This window comes from Sphingopyxis sp. GW247-27LB, assembly GCF_002277025.1.
Lineage (GTDB): Bacteria > Pseudomonadota > Alphaproteobacteria > Sphingomonadales > Sphingomonadaceae > Sphingopyxis.
This window is the reverse complement of the sequence record NZ_NIWD01000002.1, coordinates 421350-438858: the sequence shown is the minus strand read 5'-3', so window position 1 is coordinate 438858 and position 17509 is coordinate 421350. Positions and strand designations below refer to the sequence as shown.

At 66.3% G+C, this 17509-nt stretch carries 19 protein-coding genes; 6 read left to right on the top strand and 13 right to left on the bottom strand.

Annotation, left to right across the window (positions count from 1 at the left end; genetic code table 11):
* Positions 1-20: 20 nt before the first annotated feature.
* Both CD928_RS02140 and CD928_RS02135 read right to left on the bottom strand, forming a co-directional pair.
* Positions 21-1478 (bottom strand): efflux transporter outer membrane subunit, encoded by a 1458-nt coding sequence (locus CD928_RS02140; RefSeq protein ID WP_095384232.1) that lies wholly within the window; start codon positions 1476-1478, stop codon positions 21-23.
* A gap of 7 nt (positions 1479-1485) precedes the next feature.
* Positions 1486-2634 carry an efflux RND transporter periplasmic adaptor subunit gene (locus tag CD928_RS02135; RefSeq protein ID WP_095384230.1) on the bottom strand — a complete coding sequence of 383 codons (1149 nt, stop codon included), beginning with the start codon at positions 2632-2634 and terminating at the stop codon, positions 1486-1488.
* A gap of 584 nt (positions 2635-3218) precedes the next feature.
* Here CD928_RS02135 and CD928_RS02130 point away from each other — a divergent pair.
* From CD928_RS02130 to CD928_RS02105, 6 genes are all read left to right on the top strand, one after another.
* Positions 3219-3773, top strand: a complete 555-nt coding sequence (locus CD928_RS02130) for a PepSY-associated TM helix domain-containing protein (protein ID WP_176473409.1) — start codon at positions 3219-3221, stop codon at positions 3771-3773.
* Between the two features lie 128 nt (positions 3774-3901).
* The gene (locus tag CD928_RS02125) at positions 3902-5047 is read left to right on the top strand and encodes a hypothetical protein (RefSeq protein WP_141237060.1); all 1146 of its coding nucleotides are present in this window, start codon (positions 3902-3904) and stop codon (positions 5045-5047) included.
* Positions 5048-5051: 4 nt separating this feature from the next.
* Positions 5052-5660, top strand: a complete 609-nt coding sequence (locus CD928_RS02120) for a DedA family protein (protein WP_291718967.1) — start codon at positions 5052-5054, stop codon at positions 5658-5660.
* Between the two features lie 61 nt (positions 5661-5721).
* On the top strand, positions 5722-6507 hold the full coding sequence (locus CD928_RS02115) for a sulfite exporter TauE/SafE family protein (protein WP_095384221.1): 786 nt from the start codon (positions 5722-5724) through the stop codon (positions 6505-6507).
* Between the two features lie 103 nt (positions 6508-6610).
* Positions 6611-7534 carry a LysR family transcriptional regulator gene (locus CD928_RS02110; protein WP_095384218.1) on the top strand — a complete coding sequence of 308 codons (924 nt, stop codon included), beginning with the start codon at positions 6611-6613 and terminating at the stop codon, positions 7532-7534.
* Positions 7535-7565: 31 nt separating this feature from the next.
* Positions 7566-7874 carry a hypothetical protein gene (locus CD928_RS02105; protein WP_095384217.1) on the top strand — a complete coding sequence of 103 codons (309 nt, stop codon included), beginning with the start codon at positions 7566-7568 and terminating at the stop codon, positions 7872-7874.
* Between the two features lie 14 nt (positions 7875-7888).
* Here CD928_RS02105 and CD928_RS02100 read toward each other — a convergent pair whose 3' ends face one another.
* The 11 genes from CD928_RS02100 to trbB are packed head-to-tail and all read right to left on the bottom strand — an operon-like array spanning position 7889 to position 17412.
* The gene (locus tag CD928_RS02100; RefSeq protein WP_095384214.1) at positions 7889-8113 is read right to left on the bottom strand and encodes a DUF2274 domain-containing protein; all 225 of its coding nucleotides are present in this window, start codon (positions 8111-8113) and stop codon (positions 7889-7891) included.
* On the bottom strand, positions 8110-9291 hold the full coding sequence (locus tag CD928_RS02095) for a TrbI/VirB10 family protein (protein WP_095385153.1): 1182 nt from the start codon (positions 9289-9291) through the stop codon (positions 8110-8112). Before CD928_RS02095 ends, CD928_RS02100 begins: the two co-directional genes overlap by 4 nt.
* 35 nt (positions 9292-9326) lie before the next feature.
* Entirely contained in the window at positions 9327-10340 is a 1014-nt protein-coding gene (gene trbG / locus CD928_RS02090) for a P-type conjugative transfer protein TrbG (RefSeq protein ID WP_095384211.1), read from the bottom strand.
* Complete coding sequence (trbF, locus tag CD928_RS02085; protein WP_095384208.1) at positions 10337-11020, bottom strand: conjugal transfer protein TrbF; 684 nt, start codon at positions 11018-11020, stop codon at positions 10337-10339. Before trbF ends, trbG begins: the two co-directional genes overlap by 4 nt.
* A gap of 4 nt (positions 11021-11024) precedes the next feature.
* Positions 11025-12329 (bottom strand): P-type conjugative transfer protein TrbL, encoded by a 1305-nt coding sequence (trbL, locus tag CD928_RS02080; RefSeq protein WP_095384205.1) that lies wholly within the window; start codon positions 12327-12329, stop codon positions 11025-11027.
* A gap of 1 nt (position 12330) precedes the next feature.
* Positions 12331-12633 carry a putative entry exclusion protein TrbK-alt gene (gene trbK-alt, locus CD928_RS02075; protein ID WP_095384202.1) on the bottom strand — a complete coding sequence of 101 codons (303 nt, stop codon included), beginning with the start codon at positions 12631-12633 and terminating at the stop codon, positions 12331-12333.
* A 4-nt stretch (positions 12634-12637) separates the two neighbouring features.
* Positions 12638-13396, bottom strand: coding sequence for a P-type conjugative transfer protein TrbJ (trbJ, locus tag CD928_RS02070; RefSeq protein ID WP_095384200.1), 759 nt, complete (start codon positions 13394-13396; stop codon positions 12638-12640).
* Positions 13393-15828, bottom strand: a complete 2436-nt coding sequence (gene trbE / locus CD928_RS02065) for a conjugal transfer protein TrbE (protein WP_095384198.1) — start codon at positions 15826-15828, stop codon at positions 13393-13395. The genes trbJ and trbE overlap by 4 nt, the downstream gene beginning before the upstream one ends.
* A complete protein-coding gene (locus CD928_RS02060) occupies positions 15825-16097 on the bottom strand; it encodes a VirB3 family type IV secretion system protein (protein ID WP_095384195.1) in 273 nt (90 codons plus the stop codon). The genes trbE and CD928_RS02060 overlap by 4 nt, the downstream gene beginning before the upstream one ends.
* On the bottom strand, positions 16097-16429 hold the full coding sequence (locus tag CD928_RS02055) for a TrbC/VirB2 family protein (protein WP_095384192.1): 333 nt from the start codon (positions 16427-16429) through the stop codon (positions 16097-16099). Before CD928_RS02055 ends, CD928_RS02060 begins: the two co-directional genes overlap by 1 nt.
* Positions 16426-17412, bottom strand: a complete 987-nt coding sequence (gene trbB / locus CD928_RS02050; protein WP_095384189.1) for a P-type conjugative transfer ATPase TrbB — start codon at positions 17410-17412, stop codon at positions 16426-16428. The genes CD928_RS02055 and trbB overlap by 4 nt, the downstream gene beginning before the upstream one ends.
* Between the last annotated feature and the right edge of the window lie 97 nt (positions 17413-17509).

Here is a 17509-nt window from a genome sequence, read left to right as displayed (position 1 = left end):
CCGCCGCGCGGTGGTCCCCGTCAGTTGCCGGTTGCCAGGTCCGACCGCCCATCAAGTCCAGGATCGCCCCCCAGTGTACGGTAGAGCGTAACCAGGTTTGTCGCGCGGATGAGCCGCGTCGTCACCAGCGTGCGCTGTGCCGCGTAGAGCGAGCGTTGCGCGTCGAGGACGGTCAGAAACGGATCGATCCCGCCGCGATACCGTGCCTCGGTCAGCCGGGCGGTATCCTGGGCGGCGGCGACCAGCGACGTATCGGCGCGGAGCTGGTCGCCAATGGTGCCGCGGCGAGCCAGCGCGTCAGCAACCTCGCGGAATGCCGTCTGGATCGCGCCTTCATAGGTGGCGAGCGCGGCGTCGCGCTCCGCCTGGCTCTGGCGCACGCCGGCGCGGCCTGCCCCACCCTGGAAGATGTTGTAGTCGACGCTAGGCGCGACCGACCAGTTGAACGAGCCATTGGCGAACAAACTGCTGAGCGCCGGGCTGGCAAAGCCAAGGGCCGAGGTGAGGGAGATCCGTGGGAACAGCGCCGCGCGGGCCGCGCCGATCCGGGCATTGGCGGCGCGCAGCTGATATTCCGCCTGGAGCACGTCCGGGCGGCGCAGCAGGACCGATGAATCGAGCCCGGCGGGCACTTCGCCCACGCTCTCAGCAACCTGTTCGATCGAAGCAGGCAGCAGCGCGGCGTCGACAGGCGCGCCGACCAGCAAGGTCAGGGCGTTGACGTCGCGGGCCAGCGCGGTGCGGCTTGCCGCCAGGTCAGATTGCGCCTGGGCCAGAATCTGCTCGGCCTGGCGCAGATCGGTGCGCGGGGCGATGCCGCCGCTCAGCCGCGCGCCGGTAAGCTCCACGCTGCGCCGGGCGTTGCGTTCGGTCTCTAAGGCGACGTCATAGAGGCTCTCGTCGGCCGCATAGGTGAGCCAGGCAGTCGCGATGTCGCCGACCAGGGTCAGGCGCGTGGCACGGGCTGCGGCTTCGGTGGCGAAAAACCGGTTGAGCGCCGCGTCGCTTAAGGAACGGATGCGACCGAACAGGTCGATCTCGAACGCGGTGATGCCGCCGCTTACCGTGTAGAAGGTCGAGACCGTCGCGGAATCCGTCGCGCTTTCGATCGCGCCCGAGGTGCCGCCGCGATTGCGATCGACGGTGGCGTTTGCGGCGACGACAGGCAGCAGTTCGGCGCGCTGGATGCGATATTGGGCGCGAGCGACTTCGATATTAGCGGCCGCCACACGCAAGTCGCGATTATTGACAAGCGCGGCCTCGATCAGTTGGCGCAGGCGGGCGTCGCGGACCACCTGATCGAAGCTCAAGCTGGCGAGATCTGCCTCGCTCTGGGGCAGATAGGCGTCGCCGACCGGCCAGGAGGGGGTGACCGGCGGCGGCGGCCGTTCATAACGTGGCGCAAGCGAGCATCCGCTCAGCAGGACCAGCGTCAGCGCAGCGATGACCGGCCGAGCGACGAAAGCGCGTGAAATCATAGCGCAATCAATCCCGCTTCGCCGCGCCGCCCGCTGGGCGGCGCGGCGCAACGCGCTGAGGCGTATCCGCCGGTACGACCACTACGGCCTGGCCGGGTCGCAGATTGGCGGTACCTTGCACGATAACCCGATCGCCCGGCGCAAGACCGTCGGTCACAACCCAGTAGCTTCCTTGCGTAAGATCTGCCCGGACCGTCTTTTCCACGACCTTCCCGTCGCGGCTCACCACCAGCACCCGTGCCTGTCCGCGGGGATCGCGGGTCAGGCCGGATTGCGGGACCAAAAAGGCGCGGGTGTTGATCGCCTGAGCAAAGCTGGCGCGCACGAACATGCCTGGCAACAACAATTGCTGCGGATTTGGAAAGCGCGCCCGCAGGGTGACGGTGCCGGTCGCGGGATCGACGATCACTTCGGAAAACTGGATGACGCCGGTGGGGCCGTAGTCGCTGCCATCCTCAAGCTTCAGTCTGACCACGGCTTCGGCCGCGGTCACGCCCTCACGGCCGAGCGACCGGCGCAGCGCCAGCAACTGGGCGCTGGACTGCTGGATGTCGACAAAGATCGGATCGAGTTGCTCGATCACCGCCAGCGGTTCGGTCTGGTTGGCAGTGACAAGGGCGCCCTGAGTCAACATTGATCGGCCGATGCGACCCGAGATCGGCGCGGGCACGCGCGTGAAGCCGAGGTTGATGCGGGCGGTTTCGAGCTGGGCCTGACCTAGCTGGACGGTCGCGGCCGCCTGGCGGGCGGCAGCGGCGGCATCAGTATACTCCTGCCGGCTGACCGCCTCGATATCGGCCAGCGGCTTCAGGCGATCAGCGCGCAACCGGGTCGCCTCGGCATTGGCGCGGGCGATCGCGACATTGGCTTGGGCCTCATTGACACTGGCACGATAGAGGCTGGGATCGATCTGATAAAGGGGCTGGCCGGCGCGGACCAGCGCGCCTTCGATGAACAGTCGGCGCTGGATAACCCCCGAAATCTGGGGGCGCACCTCTGACATTGCATAGGGTGCGGTGCGTCCGGCCAGTTCAACATCAACGGACACGCTAGTCGGCTGGACCGTGAAGACACCAACGGTCGGCGTTTCCTGACCGCGTGCGCCATTTCCGTGTTCTGCTTCGCCACCACATCCCGACAGCGCACACAGTATCATCGTCCAGCCGACGGCAAAGGCGGGGCGCAGCCATCTTTGCCGTCGTGGCACTAGCGTAATATCCAAGCGCCAAGTCGAGCAGATTGTACTGCAAGAATTCCTGATTGATCAGTTTTTTCCAAGTATAGTCTCCACCAAGACGGCAAGTGGCGATCAGGTCGCCCCAGCTTGTTAATAGCCGGGATTTGGGTTCCAGTTTGGACGCACGAGACAGATCAAGCAATTCGTCCAATCGGACTTGCCGGGGCGAGTGCGACGCAGCGCAAGCTTGGATTTTGCGCCGGACGAGCCTCTGTCCGTGATGATCGCTCGGAACGACAGTGGTCACTGGCCGATGGGCAACTCTCTCCGTATCGCATCGCAACTCCAGTACCTGCCTTTTCTGACGCCAGCCTGACGTGCTCGTTGAGGAAAATGGCGCGCGTACATAGAGCTTCGTCAGGTTGCGGTCAGCTTCCGGTGCCATCTACAGATCTTGTTCCCGCGATCTATTACTACCGCGCGCCGCTTGAGGAACGTCTTGATAGGCGCCACGGCACCCTTGCGAATATCACGGCACCCTTGCGAATATCATGGAGACGGTTATGCCCTCGAAGGGCTGGCACATCGAATTGCGGAAGTATCACAGATGGATCAGCGCAGTTGCTGCGCTGTTTCTCATCGTTGTTGCAGTCAGCGGCGTCATTCTTCAAATCCAGCGGTTAGGAGGCGAAGACTCTGATGCGGACCGGGCCGGTTCGACGGTGCTTTCGACGGCGATTCCATCTCCTGTTTACGGAGCGCTTGTCTCCCACACATTGGATGCGGTGCGTCAGCGCGCACCAAACGCGGTCATCGCATCCGTCTCGCTTCGCGGCGAAGGCAGCGATATCGAGGGCGTAGTTGACATGCCTGGCGATCCGCTCCGCGAGATCATTGTCGATGCCAACTCGGGCCGGATCAAGAGCGACGAACGCCGTGAGACAGAATCACTAATCCTCCGCATCCACAGCGGCGAAATTCTCGGAGAGCCTGGTGTGGTGCTGGGTGTGATGTGGGGCACGGCTTTGATCGTGCTCCTGATCACCGGAGGCTGGGTCTATGTCGATATGTATCGGCGCCGCCTCAAGGGCAGCGGCAAGCGCGGGTTGTTCTGGTGAGGGCCTTCTCCTGCCTTCCAATAGTCCTCGCGGCGGGTGCAGCGGCCGTTTCTGCGCCGGCTTGGGCGCAAGACTCGCTCGGTCCTCCGGCCCCGACCAGCTCCGAGTCGCCGCCCGCCCACCAAAATGTGACGCCGCCGCCCAAAGCGGACTTTTCATTCAACCCTGATGCCGGTGTGGTCTATCAATCAGGCGACTTCCGCGTCACCGCGTGGGGATATTCGGAGCGCGCGATCGACCCGGACGGTTCCGATTATTTCCGACGCGTCCGTCAAGGCATGGAAATCGACCTACCGCGCCTGTCTGACAGCCTGCGCCCCGCGATCGTCTATGAGGTCGATCTCACAAACACCAATTTCTTCGGCGACTTCGGTGGCAAGGGCGGTAACCTCGGCCGCCGCAACTTCGAGAACCTGTTCGTCGCGCTCCAGCACCCGGACGATCCCGGCAAGTTCCGCCTGCTCGTCGGCGAGAATACCCATATCCTTTCGCGCGAGGACAATCTGTCGTCGGGCAACCTGCCGACGATTAATCGCTCGCTGATCCTGGAAGAACATGGCTCGGTCAACAGCTTTGGGACACAGTTTGGCGTCCAGTTCCAGAGGGCGCTCTCCGACCGGCTGACGATCCAGCTCGCCGCCCTCGACAATCGGGGGTCGCTTAATGCTCCTGACCCTCGCTATTCGGTCGGCAACTCCTTCTCCGGCAAGGTCATCCTGACGCCGGTGAACTCCGATGGCCGAAAGCTCACTATCGGCGCGGCCGTGGATCATACCCGCGACATTCGCGATCGGGTGTTCACGCTCGCCACCGCGATCGGCGCAACGCCGCTGGGCGGCGTGGCCGCTACCGGCAATAAGCTCACCGGCGAAGCTGACATCGCTTACACCTTCCCGCTATTCGGCCGCCCGACGACAGTCGAGGCGGAAGCGCTCTATTCGACCTTCTCGGGCAGCAACGCCGACGTGGGCGGCGGCTATGCGATGGTCCAGTTCTCGTTGTTCGATGCGCCGCATACGGGTGATCTCGACCTGTTCGCGCGTTATGACCTGGTAAGTCTCGGCATCGACAGCATTGCCGGCCGGGCGACGCAGCGGGCGGTCCGTGTGGGGGCGAACTATAACCTCCCCTACACGAACAAGCTCGCCAGCCTGCACGTTGAGTATGCGCATAACGCGCTCTCTGGTCCCGCTGCGATCGTTACCGACCGCAACCCGGGAGATGAGTTCCGTGTGGTGCTGCGCGTCAGTCTCCAACGCTATCTTCGGCATTAGGGCGATGATGTTCGAGCACCTTGTCGAACTGTTGAACCGCGCCGGCTATCTCGGGATCGCCGTGCTGATGTTCCTCGAAAATCTGTTCCCGCCGATTCCTTCCGAAATCATCATGCCGTCGGCCGGCTATAGCGCCGGGCAAGGAAAGCTCAGCTTAGCGGGCGTGATCGCGGCGGGAACCGCAGGGTCGGTCGCCGGCGCGCTATTCTGGTATTACGTCGGCAAGTGGATCGGAACCGATCGCTTGAGACGCTGGGCGGGGCGACATGGCCGCTGGCTCACGCTCAAGCCCCTTGACGTTGATCGAGTCGATCGCTGGTTCCACCGGCACTGCGGCAAGGCCGTGTTTTTTGGTCGCCTCGTGCCCACCCTCCGCACGCTTATCTCGGTTCCAGCGGGGGTGTTCAGGATGAATCTGCCGCGGTTCCTGCTCCTTACGACGCTTGGAACGGCGCTCTGGACGGCATTGCTGGCGGGCGCGGGTTATTTGCTCCAAAATCGGTATCAGACCGTCGCAGAGTATCTGAACCCGATCTCGACCATCATCGTCGGGGGCATCGTCGTCGTCTACATCTACCGAGTGGTCACCTTCCGAGAGGGGTCGGCCGAATGAAAGCCCGGCTTTCCTTGCACCCGTCCTTGTCGAAGCGCGCGCGGCGCTCGGAGTAGGCGCGATGGACTATCTGATCATCGGGACGGTTGCTTTCCTGGCTTCAGGATTGACGCTTTACTCAGGTTTCGGCCTCGGCACGGTGCTGCTCCCTGCGTTTGCGCTCTTCTTCCCGGCGGAGACAGCCGTTGCGGCGACTGGCACCGTTCACCTCCTTAACAATCTCTTCAAGGGTGGCCTCCTGCGGCGGACCGCGGACTGGCGGATCGTGATGCGCTTCGGCCTCCCGGCAATACCTGCGGCTATCCTAGGGGCTTGGGTTCTCGCTCAGCTGGGCGAGACGGGAGTCGTTTACGATTGGAGCGCGTTTGGCCGCGCGTTTCGGCCATCGGGCGCAGGCGTTGTCATTGGGGCGCTTATGATCATATTCGCCCTGCTGGAACTCCAGCCGTGGTTCCAACGGCTGGCCGCGCCGCCTCGGCTGATGCCCTTAGGAGGGCTCCTGACCGGCTTCATCGGGGGCCTGTCGGGCCAGCAGGGCGCCTTACGCTCAATGTTCCTGCTGAAGTCCGGCCTTGATCCGCAGCACTACATCGCCACCGGCGTCATGATCGCCATCATCATCGACCTCTCGCGGCTGCCGACTTACGCGGCGAGCTTCAGCGGGGCGGCGTTGGGCGGTGATCAGGGGCTGAGATTGATAGTAGTAGGCACCCTTTGCGCGTTTGCTGGTGCCTGGCTCGGCGCCCGTTATTCCAAGAAAGCAACGGTTGGCGTGGTGAGGGCTATCGTCGCTTCGCTGATGCTCGCCATCGGTACGGCCCTGATACTTGGGTTTCTCGGGGCATAGGCTGAACCGGGACGAGCATGGAGGCTCGACCGGGCGCGGGAGCGTCCAAGGCTCTCTACGACATTTTTGTTTGACGTAAGTTGATGGCGTTCAGGAGTTCTGTGTGACATTCGACATTCGCCAGCTTCGATACGCTATCGCGGCTGCGGATCATGGCAGCTTCTACCGCGCGGCGCGCGCGCTCGACATCGAACAATCGACGCTCAGCCGGAACATCTTGAAGCTGGAGCGCTCCATCGGGATGCCGATCTTCGAGCGATCTCGCGCGGGTGTCTCTGCAACCCTTGCAGGCAGCACATTCCTCAGCGGCGCCAGGACAATGGTCGCCAGCGCTGACAAGCTAGTGGTAATGATGCGGGCCGCTGGACAGGGCCGGGCCGGCGGGCTGAGGCTGGGACACAACAATTCCGTCTCAGCCGGAAATCTGCGCGCGACGATGATGAGCTGGCGCGACGCGCATCCCGACGTGGAGGTCGAGTGTGTGGAAGCTGACCGCAGCGTCCTGCTCGCTGGGCTCGATATAGGCGAGATCGACATCGCGATCCTCATGGGCGCGGCCGGCCATGACGGGTTTCGCTGCGAGCCGCTATGGAGCGAACGGATGCTCATCGCGCTGTCCGCTTCGCATCCGCTTACTGACCGCGATGTGGTTCACTGGACGGATCTTCGGAGCGAACGGTTCCTGTTGCCCGCCGCTGATCCCGGCCCGGAGATGCGCGACCTGTTGCTCGGCCGACTGTCGGTGTCGGGCGCGAAACCCGACATTCGGATGCACCAGTCGAGCCGCGAGACGATCCTCAGCGTCCTCGGCGGCAGCTCCGGGGTGAGCATCGTCTGCGAGGGTTCAACGGGAGCGCGGTATCCCGACGTCGTTTATCGTCCAATACACGGTGAACAGGGGCCGGCGCTGACCGGCTATTCCGGTTGCTGGCGCGACGACAACGGCAATCCAGCCCTTCACCGTTTCCTTGGATTCATCAAGGCACGCTACGCGCTGTCTTTTGATTTTCTGCCGAGATTCCAGTAAAATGAACAGCTAGTTGTTGGAGTTGAGGGCCATGTCGCAAGGTAAGACAATCATCGTTGTGCTTGTCACTTTGCTTGTCGGTTTCGCGGGTGGATTTGTCCTGCGGCCGGTGATCGTGCCGGCGCAGCAGACAGCGCCCGTCGCCATCCCGTCGCCCATCGCTGCGGCGCCCAGCGAGGCGCGCGGCACGCAGTATTTCGTGGCGCATATCGACGAAGCGCGTCAGGTCGTTGCTGGATGCCAGGACGGCTCGGTGCGGGGCGGCGAATGCGCCACCGCCGAGGAAGCGATCATCAAGGTCGACGCCCAGGAACGGCGCAAGCGGTTCTTGGGCAACTGATCGCAGCGCAGCACTCAGTTTTTCGCGCCACCTCGCCGGCGCACGAATCCGCGGTCGCTCGCCATGAATCTCTCCAACATGGGCGCAACCAGCTTTTCCGGCGTGACCGGCTCACCGCCCGTCTCAACCGCGAGTGCGGCGGCATAGGCGACAAGATCGCGGTGGACGGCGGCGGGCACCTCCGCCGCTAATTTCACCGGCCTGTCATCGGCGAGCGCCCCCAGCTTCAACTTCGTCATCGTGATGCTCCAATCGGTTCGAGAACCAGGTCGCGGGTAAGAACGACGCGCAGCGGATGGCCCGGCCGGATGGTGAGCGTTGGTTGCACGTTGAGCTGCCGACGCACGATCTGCTGGCCGGTTTGATTAATGGTGTCTTGCGAGCCACGCCGTAGCGCGCGGGTCAGGTCGTTCTCGCTGTCCGCGCCCAGCTCGGCCCCGACGCCGAGCAGTGTCGAGATGGCGGCGGCCTTGAGCAAATTGCCCCAATGCTGATTCACCCGGTCCTGCAAGCCAGCGAACCCGGCTCCGTCCGCACCTGGCTGGCGCTCGAGAACGATCGAGCGGCCGTCCGGCATGATGAGCCGATCCCAGGCGAGCAGCACGCGGGTCTGGCCGGCGGCAACCTCGCTGTCATACTCGCCGAGCAGCCTCGCGCCCTGCGGGATGAGCAGGATGCGGCCGGTCGGGCTGTCGTAGACATTGGCCGTCACCTGGGCGGTGATCTGGCCGGGGAGGTCGGAACGGACGCCGGTGATGAGCGCGGCCGGGATGATGCTGCCGGCCTGCACGATGTTCGGCGATGCCGGGGCTGTCAGTCTTTCGACGCTGACCGTGCGCTGGTTCGACGCTTGGGCCATGAACGCGCGCTTACCGGCCTGGTCGCCCTGCGCAGCTTGCTGAACTGGCTCCTGCCTGGACGGTGCCGGCAAGCCGGGCGCCGCGACGGGCTCCGCACTTGCACGCGCGCCGCCGCTGCCGAGGAAGACCGAGCTGGTGCGCGCCGCATCGCGCTCCTGAGCGGCGCGCTGCCGAGCCGCCTCCGCCGCCTGCGCGCGCGGATCGGGCGGACCCGGCTGCGCACCGATCGTTGGCATAGGCACGTCCTCGCCCCCCTGCTGCGCCGACACGATCGGGCGGCCGAGGTCGCCGGGCAGCGGCGGCCCGAGCCGGGGCGTCTGGGCGTAGTCGCGCGGCCCGGACGTGATCGTCTCGGATGTTGCGCGGCTGTCAGTGTTGTAGAGTTCCTGCGCGGCCTTCTCACCCGGCGGCCGGAGCGCATAGATTAGCGAACCGCCGATGCCGAGGCCGGCGGCGACGCCGACGACGGCGAGTGCCTTACGGGACAGCCGCATGACGCGCGGCGGATCGCCGCGAAGCTGGAACGCGGCAGGATCGGGCCGTTCCGCTTGGGGCATGGGCCGGCCTTCAACGGCGGGATCGTGGCTGTCGGTCACGGCCGCCCCCTCCGCGCGTCGTCGCGCACGATGCGGACGCGCTGTTCGCTGCGCCGGTCGCCCAGGCGCAGCTCCGCGGCGGCGAACAGGCGATCGACCACCATGTAGCGGCCCTGCACGCGGTAATTGACCAGCTCGGCGTCACCGGTCGTCCCGGTGACGAACAGCGGCGGCATCTCGCCCTGCGAGATCCCGGCCGGAAACTCCACGAACACCTGCCGGCCATCGTCGAACGCGCGAACGGGCTTCCATGCCGCGCGGTCGCCCTCGATGCGGTAGCGGAAGTTCAGCGTGGAAACGTCCACGCCGGTCGCGACTGGCGCAGCGGCAACGGCCGCAGCGTTGCGACCCTGCAAGGCAATGAGATGGTCCTGCGGATAGGTCCAGCTCACCGACGCCATGTAGGTCGTCGGGTTAGCGCGTAATTCGAGATGATATGTGCGCCGGTCGGTGTTGATGACCAGGTTGGTGCCGAGATCGGGCCGGGTCGGCTTGACGAGGATATGCACGCGGGCCGTGGCGCCGCTGCCGCTCACCGTGTCGCCGATGATCCAGCGCACCGTGTCGCCGGCCGCGACCGGCCCCGGCCCCACGAGCTGCTCTCCTTCCTGCAACGCGATGTCCGTAATCTGGCCGGGCGCAGTATAGACCTGATAGAGCGCGCCATCCGTCCACGGGTATTGCTGGATGGCGTTGAGGAACCCATCGCGCACCGGCTGGATACGGGCGGCAGCGTTGGCGTCGCCCACGCGACGGCGCGGATCGGCGGGCTCCGCCGGTCGCGGGCTCTCCGCCAGCGGTTTCAATTGACCGGGCAGCGGTAGAGGTTCGGGGATCGTCACGATCTCGACGGCGCGCGGCGGCTCGGCCGCGAGCGTCGCCGCGACCGCGGGCGGCGGATCGTCATAGGCGATCACGGGCGGCCTCGCCGATGTGGTGGCGCAGCCAGCGAGAGCGGATGCGGAAACGAGGAGAACCGCCGAAGCGGAGCGGAATGGCGAGCGCATCATTGCGACAGTTCCTTTGACCAATTGAGGGCGTTGACGAAGACGCCGAGCGGGTTCTTGCGCAGGGCGTCTGTCGTGCGCGGCGGCTGGACGACGACGGTGAGGATCGCCGACCAGCGCTCGGTGGCGGAGAGGCTGCCATCCTGATAGCGCCGCTCGGTCCAGGCGACGCGGAAGCTGTCGGGCGACGCGCGGATGACGCTCGACACATCCACCGCGACCTGCACTCGGCCGACATTGGCGAACGGGTCGTTGGCACGCGCATAGTCGTTGAGTGCGAGCGCGCCGCGATCGGTCGTGAAGTCGTAAGCCCGTAGCCAGTTCTGGCGGACGATGACCGGATCGGCCGGGATCGCGCGGACCTGTTCGATGAAGCGCGCGAGATGGAACGCGACCTGCGGATCGGTCGGGCGATAGCCGGCCTCGGCCGGCGCAACGGCTTGCGCCTCGCCCAGCCGATCGACTTGCACTACCCAGGGCACGATATGGCCTCGCGTCGATTGCCAGACGAGGCCGCCGGCGAGCCCGCCGGACAGGGCGAGCGCGCCGAAGCACGCGAGCCGCCAGCTCCGCGCCTGAATGCGCGCCGAGCCGATGCGGTCGTCCCACGCTTGCGCCGCGCGCTGATAGGGCGTGGCCGGCTCGGGAGCCTGGCCGTATCGGATACTTGGGCGTCTAAACATGGCTTCAATCCTTCTGGCTGGTGTCGACGGACGCGCCGCCGCCGCCGCCGTCGCCGGAGCGCAGCGTGTGGGCGGCGACGGTCGCGCCGTGGGTCATGGTCTGGCGGCGTTTCATCGCCGCCGCCCAGGCGGGCTGGCCGGCCTCGGGCGATGGCGTGGCGCTGCCGCCCGAAATCGTTCCGCCCGTGGCGGTAACGGCGGCGCGGCCGCCGGAACGGTAGCTGTCCTTGAGCGAGGCTGCGGCCTTGCGGAGCGGCGACATGGCTGCGCCGGCCGCCGCTTGGCCAACGCCGCCAGCGCCGCCCGCGACGGCTGCCGCGCCGGTCTTACCGGTGGAGCCGAGCGCATAGGCGCTGTTGGCGGCGCCGGAGGTGAAAGCTGCCCCTCGGGCCGCACCGCCGATCGCGCCTGCCGCCGCGCCGACACCGAGGCGGGCGGCAGCGGCGCCGCCAGCCAGCGCGCCGCCGGCCGCGAGCACGGTTCCGGCCGCCGCGCCCGCGCCGAGCGCCGGGCCGCCGGAGACGATGCCGTTGGCAATTGACGGCCCGAAGATGCCGAGCCCCAGCAGGCAGAGCGAGGCGAGCGCGACGGCCAGCGCGTCCTCGATGCTCGGCTGCGCGCCGCCGAACCCTGCGCGGAACTCGTCGAACAATGTCGAGCCGATGCCAACGATGACGGCGAGCACCAACACCTTGATGCCCGACGAGATTACCAGCCCCAGCACACGCTCGGCCATGAAGGCGGTCTTGCCGAACAGGCCAAACGGGATGAGGACGAAGCCGCAGAGGGTCGCCAGCTTGAACTCGATCAGCGTCACGAAGAGCTGGATCGCCAAGATGAAGAAGGCGAGGATGACCAGCAGCCAGGCGATCAGCAGCACCGCGATCTGGATGAAGTTCTCGAAGAATGCGACCCAGCCCATCAAGTCTGAAATGGATTCTAGGATCGGCCGACCCGCCTCCAGACCGACTTGGGCGACGCGGCCCGGCTGGAGCAGCTCTGCGGCGGTGAAGCCGGTGCCGGACGCTTTGAGGCCGAGCCCGGCGAAGCTCTCGAAGACGATGCGCGCCAGGCTGTTCCAGTTGCCGATGATGTAGGCGAAGACGCCGACGAACAGCGTCTTTTTCACCAGCCGGGCGATGATGTCGTCGCCTTCGCCCCACGTCCAGAACAGCGCGGCCAAGGTCACGTCGATGACGATCAGGGTGGTGGCGATGAACGCCACCTCGCCGCCGAGCAGGCCGAACCCGCTGTCGATATAGCGCGTGAAGACATCTAGAAAGCGATCGACGACGCCGGTGCCGCCCATGTCAGTTCTCCTTGGCCGACGTGCCGTCGGCGATGCGGGCGGCGGGGCGCGCGCCGGGCGCAAGGAATCGGCGACGATTCTCCCCCCAAGCGCGAAGGCAGTCGGGGTCGCTCGCCCCGGCCGCGCCGATCGACTGGCATCGACGCAGCTCGATCAGCAGCGGGTCCGTCGCCGATGTCTCGGCGACGGCGGCTGACTCCGCACGCGCAGTTTCGGGAGCACGGCTCATCTCGATCGCCGTCATCGTGAACGCGATGGCAATGAAGATGACGGCGCCGATGCGCGCGAGGAGCTTGGTGTCCATCGACTCAGTCGTGGAACATGCGCGCGTTGCCCGGCTGGTAGCCGGTGCGCGGGGTCAGGAAGCGGCGCAGCCGTTCGCGGCTTTCGGCTTCGACGGCCGCATTGCGTGCGGAATCCAACGCCTGCGCACGGCCCTGCGCGGCGAGCAGCGCCGTCAGGTCCGCGAGCTGCTGCGATTGCAACGCGAGAAGCTGGTTGCCCGCCTGCGCAGCCTGAAGCGCACCGGTCGCCGACTGGCTAGACGAGACCAGGCCGTCCATCGTCGTGCGTGCGCCGTCGATATTGCCGACGACGCCGGCTTGAACGCGCAGCGCGTCCTCGAACGCACCGACGCTATCCTCCCAGCGCGCATTGGCGTTGGCGACCATCTGCGCGTGGGTTCCAGTCAGTGCCGCGCCCTTGTAGCGGCTGCTGAACACCTGCTGGACGTTCTGCACATCGTAGGCGATGCGCTGCGCTTCGCCGAGAAGCTGCTGGGTGCGCTGCACCTGCTGCTGCAACTGCTGAAGCGAGTTGAACGGCAGCGAAGCCAGATTGCGCGCCTCATTGATGAGGCTGGTCGCCTGCTGCTGAATTTGCTGGATCTGATTGTTGACCTGCTGGAGCGACCGGGCGGCCGTCAGCACGTTCTGCGCATAGTTGGTCGGGTCATAGACGATCCCGCCGAACTGGGCGTGAGCGGGCGTGGCGGCGGTGATGCCAATGACGCTCGACGTGGCGATGGCGCCGGCCAGGATGGCTCGGCGCAGGATGGTGGTCTTCATATCGGCAACTCCTGCTGGCTGGGGGGAAGAAGCTCGACGGCCCAGGCGCAGCCGCGATGGCGCAGCCATTCGGCGGCGAAGCGCTCGCGGCCGTGGGTCTCGACCAGCTCGGCGATGCGGAGCTGGTCGGTCTTGGAAGAGGCGGCGGCGAAGGCGAGCGCGACCTCGCCCAACCCCAGCTCGAACAGCCGGTCGCCGCGCCGCGACTGGCAGTAATAGTCGCGCTTCGGCGTGGCCCGGCTGAGGATTTCGATCTGCCTGGCGTTCAGGCCGAAGCGCTCATAAATGGCGGCGATCTGCGGTTCGGCGGCGCGCTCGTTCGGCAGGAAGATGCGCGTCGGGCAGCTCTCGATGATGGCCGGCGCGATGTTCGACGTCTCGATGTCGGCAAGGCTCTGCGTGGCGAACACCACGCTGGCGTTCTTCTTCCTGAGCGTCTTGAGCCACTCGCGGAGCTGCGCCGCGAAGTCCGGGCTGTCGAGGACCAGCCAGCCCTCGTCGATGATGATGAGGGTCGGCGAGCCGTCCAGCCGGCCTTCGATCCGGTGGAACAGGTAGGACAGGACCGCGGCGGCTGAGCCGGCGCCGACCAGACCTTCCGTCTCGAACGCCTGCACGTCGGCTTCGCCCAGGCGCTCGGCCTCGGCGTCGAGCAGCCGGCCCCACGGCCCGCCAAGGCAATAAGGGGCAATCGCCTGCTTGAGCTGCTGGCTCTGCAACAGCACAGCCAGGCCCGTCAGCGTGCGCTCCGACATGGGGGCGCTGGCGAGAGAGCCGAGCGCAGACCACAAATGCTCCTTGGCCTGCGGATCGACCGCGACGCCTTCGGACGTGAGAATCGCCGCCAGCCATTCGGCCGCCCAGGCGCGCTCGGCCGGATCGTCGATGCGGGCGAGCGGCTGGAGCTGGACGGCATCGCCCGCCTCGTCGGCGAGCATCCCGCCCAAGTCCTGCCAGTCGCCGCCCATGCCGATCGCGGCGGCGCGGATGCTGCCGCCGAAGTCGAAGGCGAAGACCTGCGCTCCCTCGTAGCGGCGGAACTGCATCGCCATCAGCGCGAGCAGCACCGACTTGCCAGCACCGGTCGGGCCGACGATCAGCGTGTGGCCGACATCGCCGACGTGAAGGGAAAACCGGAACGGGGTCGATCCTTCGGTCTTGCCGTAGAGCAAGGGGGGAGCACCGAAATGATCGTCCCGTTCCGGCCCCGCCCATACAGCTGACAGGGGGATCAGGTGGGCGAGATTGATGGTGGAGATCGGCGGTTGCCGGACATTGGCGTAGGTGTGGCCGGGAAGGCTCCCGAGCCATGCCTCGATCGCGTTCATGCCCTCGGGGATGACCGTGAAGTCGCGGCCCTGGATCACCTTCTCGGCCAGGCGCAGCTTTTCGGCTGCGATGGCCGGATCGCGGTCCCACACCGTCACCGTCGCGGTGACATAGGCCATGCCGGCATAGTCGGCGCCCAGCTCCTGCAGGGCGATGTCGGCGTCGGCCGCCTTGTTCGAGGCGTCGCTGTCGATCAGCGCGCTCGCCTCGTTGGTCATCACCTCTTTCAGAATGGTCATGACGCTCTTGCGCTTGGCGAACCATTGACGGCGAATGCGGCTCAGAAGCTTGGTCGCGTCGGTCTTGTCGAGCATGATCGCGCGGGTGGACCAGCGATACTCGAAGGCGAGCCGGTTCAACTCGTCGAGCAGGCCGGGGAACGTGACGCTCGGAAATCCCGTGATCGTCAGCGTGCGGAGGTGATGGTCGCCGAGCTTCGGTTCGAGCCCACCGGTCAGCGGCTCGTTGGCCAACAGCGCGTCGAGGTGCATCGGCGTTTCCGGCACCCGCACACGCTGGCGGCGGGTCGAGACGGTGGAGTGAAGGTAGGTCAGCGTCTCGGCGTCATCGAGCCAGCGGACCTCAGGCACGAAGCCTTCGACCAGATTGAGCACGCGGTCGCTGCGGTCGGTGAAGCCTTTGAGCAGCTCCCACGGATCGACGCCGGTCGTGGCCCGGCCCTCGTAGAGCCAACCTTCGGCGCGCGCGGCTTCCTCGGCGGGAGGCATCGACAGCAGCGTGAGGAAATAGCCGCTCTCGAAATGCGCGCCTTCCTCGCTGAACTGCTCGCGCCGCTCCATATCGACCAGCTCCGCTACGGGATCGGGGAAACTGGAGGCCGGGTAGTCGAGCGCTGGCGTCCGCTGCGCCTCGACGAAGATCGCCCAGCCCGAGCCGAGCCGGCGGAGTGCCCCGTTCAGCCGCGAGGTCGTGGCGACCAGCTCGGCAGGTGTCGCGCTGTCGAGATCGGGACCGCGGAAACGGGCGGTGCGCTGGAAGCTTCCGTCCTTGTTCAGAACGACGCCCTCGCCGACTAGCGCCGCCCAGGGCAGGAAGTCGGCCAAGTGCGCAGCCTTGCTGCGATATTCACGCAAACTCATCATGGCCGCATCCATGTCGGGTAACGGAGGTGGCGGCGGGCCACGTCCACGAATTGCGGATCGCGGCGCGCGGCCCAGACGGACAGCCCGTGGCCGACGGCCCAGATGACCAGGCCAGCGATCCAGAGACGCAGGCCGAGACCGATCGCGCCCGCCAGCGTGCCGTTGACGATGGCAAGCGAGCGCGGGGCGCCGCCGAGCAGGATCGGCTCGGTCAGCGCCCGGTGGACTGGCGCGAAATAGCCGGGGATCGGCTCGGCCCCGTCCAACATCAGACCAACGCCCCGCCGCCGAAGCTGAAGAAGCTGAGGAAGAACGAGCTGGCCGCAAACGCGATCGACAGGCCGAACACGATCTGGATCAGCTTGCGCGCGCCGCCCGACGTGTCGCCGAACGCGAGTGTCAGTCCGGTGATGATGATGATCATAACCGCGATGATCTTCGCCACTGGCCCCTCGATGCTTTCGAGGATGCTTTGCAGCGGCGCTTCCCACGGCATCGACGAGCCGCCCGCATGGGCGGGGGCGGCGATTGTCAGCGCGACGACGCTGGCGGTGGCGGCGAGCATGGCGCGGCGTGCGCCATACCGAACGGCATGGATCATTGTTCGTCTCCTTGGGGTGCGGATGTGAGGGAGGTCAGGCAGTAATCGCCGGTCGCGGCGTCGAGTCCTTCGACGCGGGCCAGTTCGGTGAGCCGGCGACCGTGTCCGTCGCGAACCAGCACGGCGATCAGGTCGATCGTCTCCGCCAGCAGCGCGCGCGGGACCGTGACAACGGCTTCCTGAATGAGCTGCTCCATCCGGCGCAGCGCCCCGAGCGCTGAGCCGGCGTGGATCGTGCCGACGCCACCCGGATGGCCGGTGCCCCATGCTTTGAGAAGGTCGAGCGCCTCGGCGCCGCGCACCTCGCCGATGGGGATGCGGTCCGGCCGCAAGCGCAGCGACGACCGAACCAGCTCGGACAGCGAGACGACGCCATCCTTGGTTCGCATGGCGACGAGATTGGGCGCCGCACATTGCAGTTCGCGCGTGTCTTCGATCAGAACGATGCGGTCGGTTGTCTTCGCCACTTCGGCGAGCAGCGCGTTGACCAGCGTCGTCTTGCCGCTGCCGGTCCCGCCGGCGACGAGGATATTGGCGCGGGTTTCGACACCGTGCCGCAGCGCCTCGGCCTGAACCGCCGACATGATCCCGGCACGCGCATAGTCGTCGAGCGTGAAGACGGCGACGGCCGGCTTGCGGATTGCGAAGGTGGGTGCGGCGACGATGGGTGGCAGAAGCCCTTCAAAGCGTTCCCCACCCTCCGGCAGCTCGGCTGAGACGCGCGGGGCGCGGGCGTGAACCTCGACGCCGACATGGTGCGCGACCAGGCGGATGATCCGCTCACCATCGGCGGCCGACAGTAACTCGTCCGTATCGCTGATGCCTGCGCCCAGTCGATCGACCCACAGCCGGCCGTCCGGATTCAACATCACTTCGATGACGGAGGGATCGTCAAGCCAAACGGCGATCGACGCGCCTAGCGCCGTGCGCAGCATCCGCGCGCCGCGTGTCTTGGCCTCGGATCGGATCGGCTGGACGTTCAAGGATCGGCCCCTAAAGTGGCCGGGCAAACCGCCGCCCGGCGTCAGGAGCACATCAAGAGACGCAGAAATATCGAGGCTGCAACAGCTACTTGGCGGC

Bases quoted from the DNA above. Each gene is read 5' to 3' on its own strand.
- CD928_RS02140 (WP_095384232.1), bottom strand. From the start codon at position 1,478: ATGATTTCACGCGCTTTCGTCGCTCGGCCGGTCATCGCTGCGCTGACG.
- CD928_RS02135 (WP_095384230.1), bottom strand. From the start codon at position 2,634: ATGATACTGTGTGCGCTGTCGGGATGTGGTGGCGAAGCAGAACACGGA.
- CD928_RS02130 (WP_176473409.1), top strand. From the start codon at position 3,219: ATGCCCTCGAAGGGCTGGCACATCGAATTGCGGAAGTATCACAGATGG.
- CD928_RS02120 (WP_291718967.1), top strand. From the start codon at position 5,052: ATGATGTTCGAGCACCTTGTCGAACTGTTGAACCGCGCCGGCTATCTC.
- CD928_RS02115 (WP_095384221.1), top strand. From the start codon at position 5,722: ATGGACTATCTGATCATCGGGACGGTTGCTTTCCTGGCTTCAGGATTG.
- CD928_RS02105 (WP_095384217.1), top strand. From the start codon at position 7,566: ATGTCGCAAGGTAAGACAATCATCGTTGTGCTTGTCACTTTGCTTGTC.
- CD928_RS02100 (WP_095384214.1), bottom strand. From the start codon at position 8,113: ATGACGAAGTTGAAGCTGGGGGCGCTCGCCGATGACAGGCCGGTGAAA.
- CD928_RS02095 (WP_095385153.1), bottom strand. From the start codon at position 9,291: ATGCCCCAAGCGGAACGGCCCGATCCTGCCGCGTTCCAGCTTCGCGGC.
- trbG (WP_095384211.1), bottom strand. From the start codon at position 10,340: ATGATGCGCTCGCCATTCCGCTCCGCTTCGGCGGTTCTCCTCGTTTCC.
- trbF (WP_095384208.1), bottom strand. From the start codon at position 11,020: ATGTTTAGACGCCCAAGTATCCGATACGGCCAGGCTCCCGAGCCGGCC.
- trbL (WP_095384205.1), bottom strand. From the start codon at position 12,329: ATGGGCGGCACCGGCGTCGTCGATCGCTTTCTAGATGTCTTCACGCGC.
- trbK-alt (WP_095384202.1), bottom strand. From the start codon at position 12,633: ATGGACACCAAGCTCCTCGCGCGCATCGGCGCCGTCATCTTCATTGCC.
- trbJ (WP_095384200.1), bottom strand. From the start codon at position 13,396: ATGAAGACCACCATCCTGCGCCGAGCCATCCTGGCCGGCGCCATCGCC.
- trbE (WP_095384198.1), bottom strand. From the start codon at position 15,828: ATGATGAGTTTGCGTGAATATCGCAGCAAGGCTGCGCACTTGGCCGAC.
- CD928_RS02060 (WP_095384195.1), bottom strand. From the start codon at position 16,097: ATGTTGGACGGGGCCGAGCCGATCCCCGGCTATTTCGCGCCAGTCCAC.
- CD928_RS02055 (WP_095384192.1), bottom strand. From the start codon at position 16,429: ATGATCCATGCCGTTCGGTATGGCGCACGCCGCGCCATGCTCGCCGCC.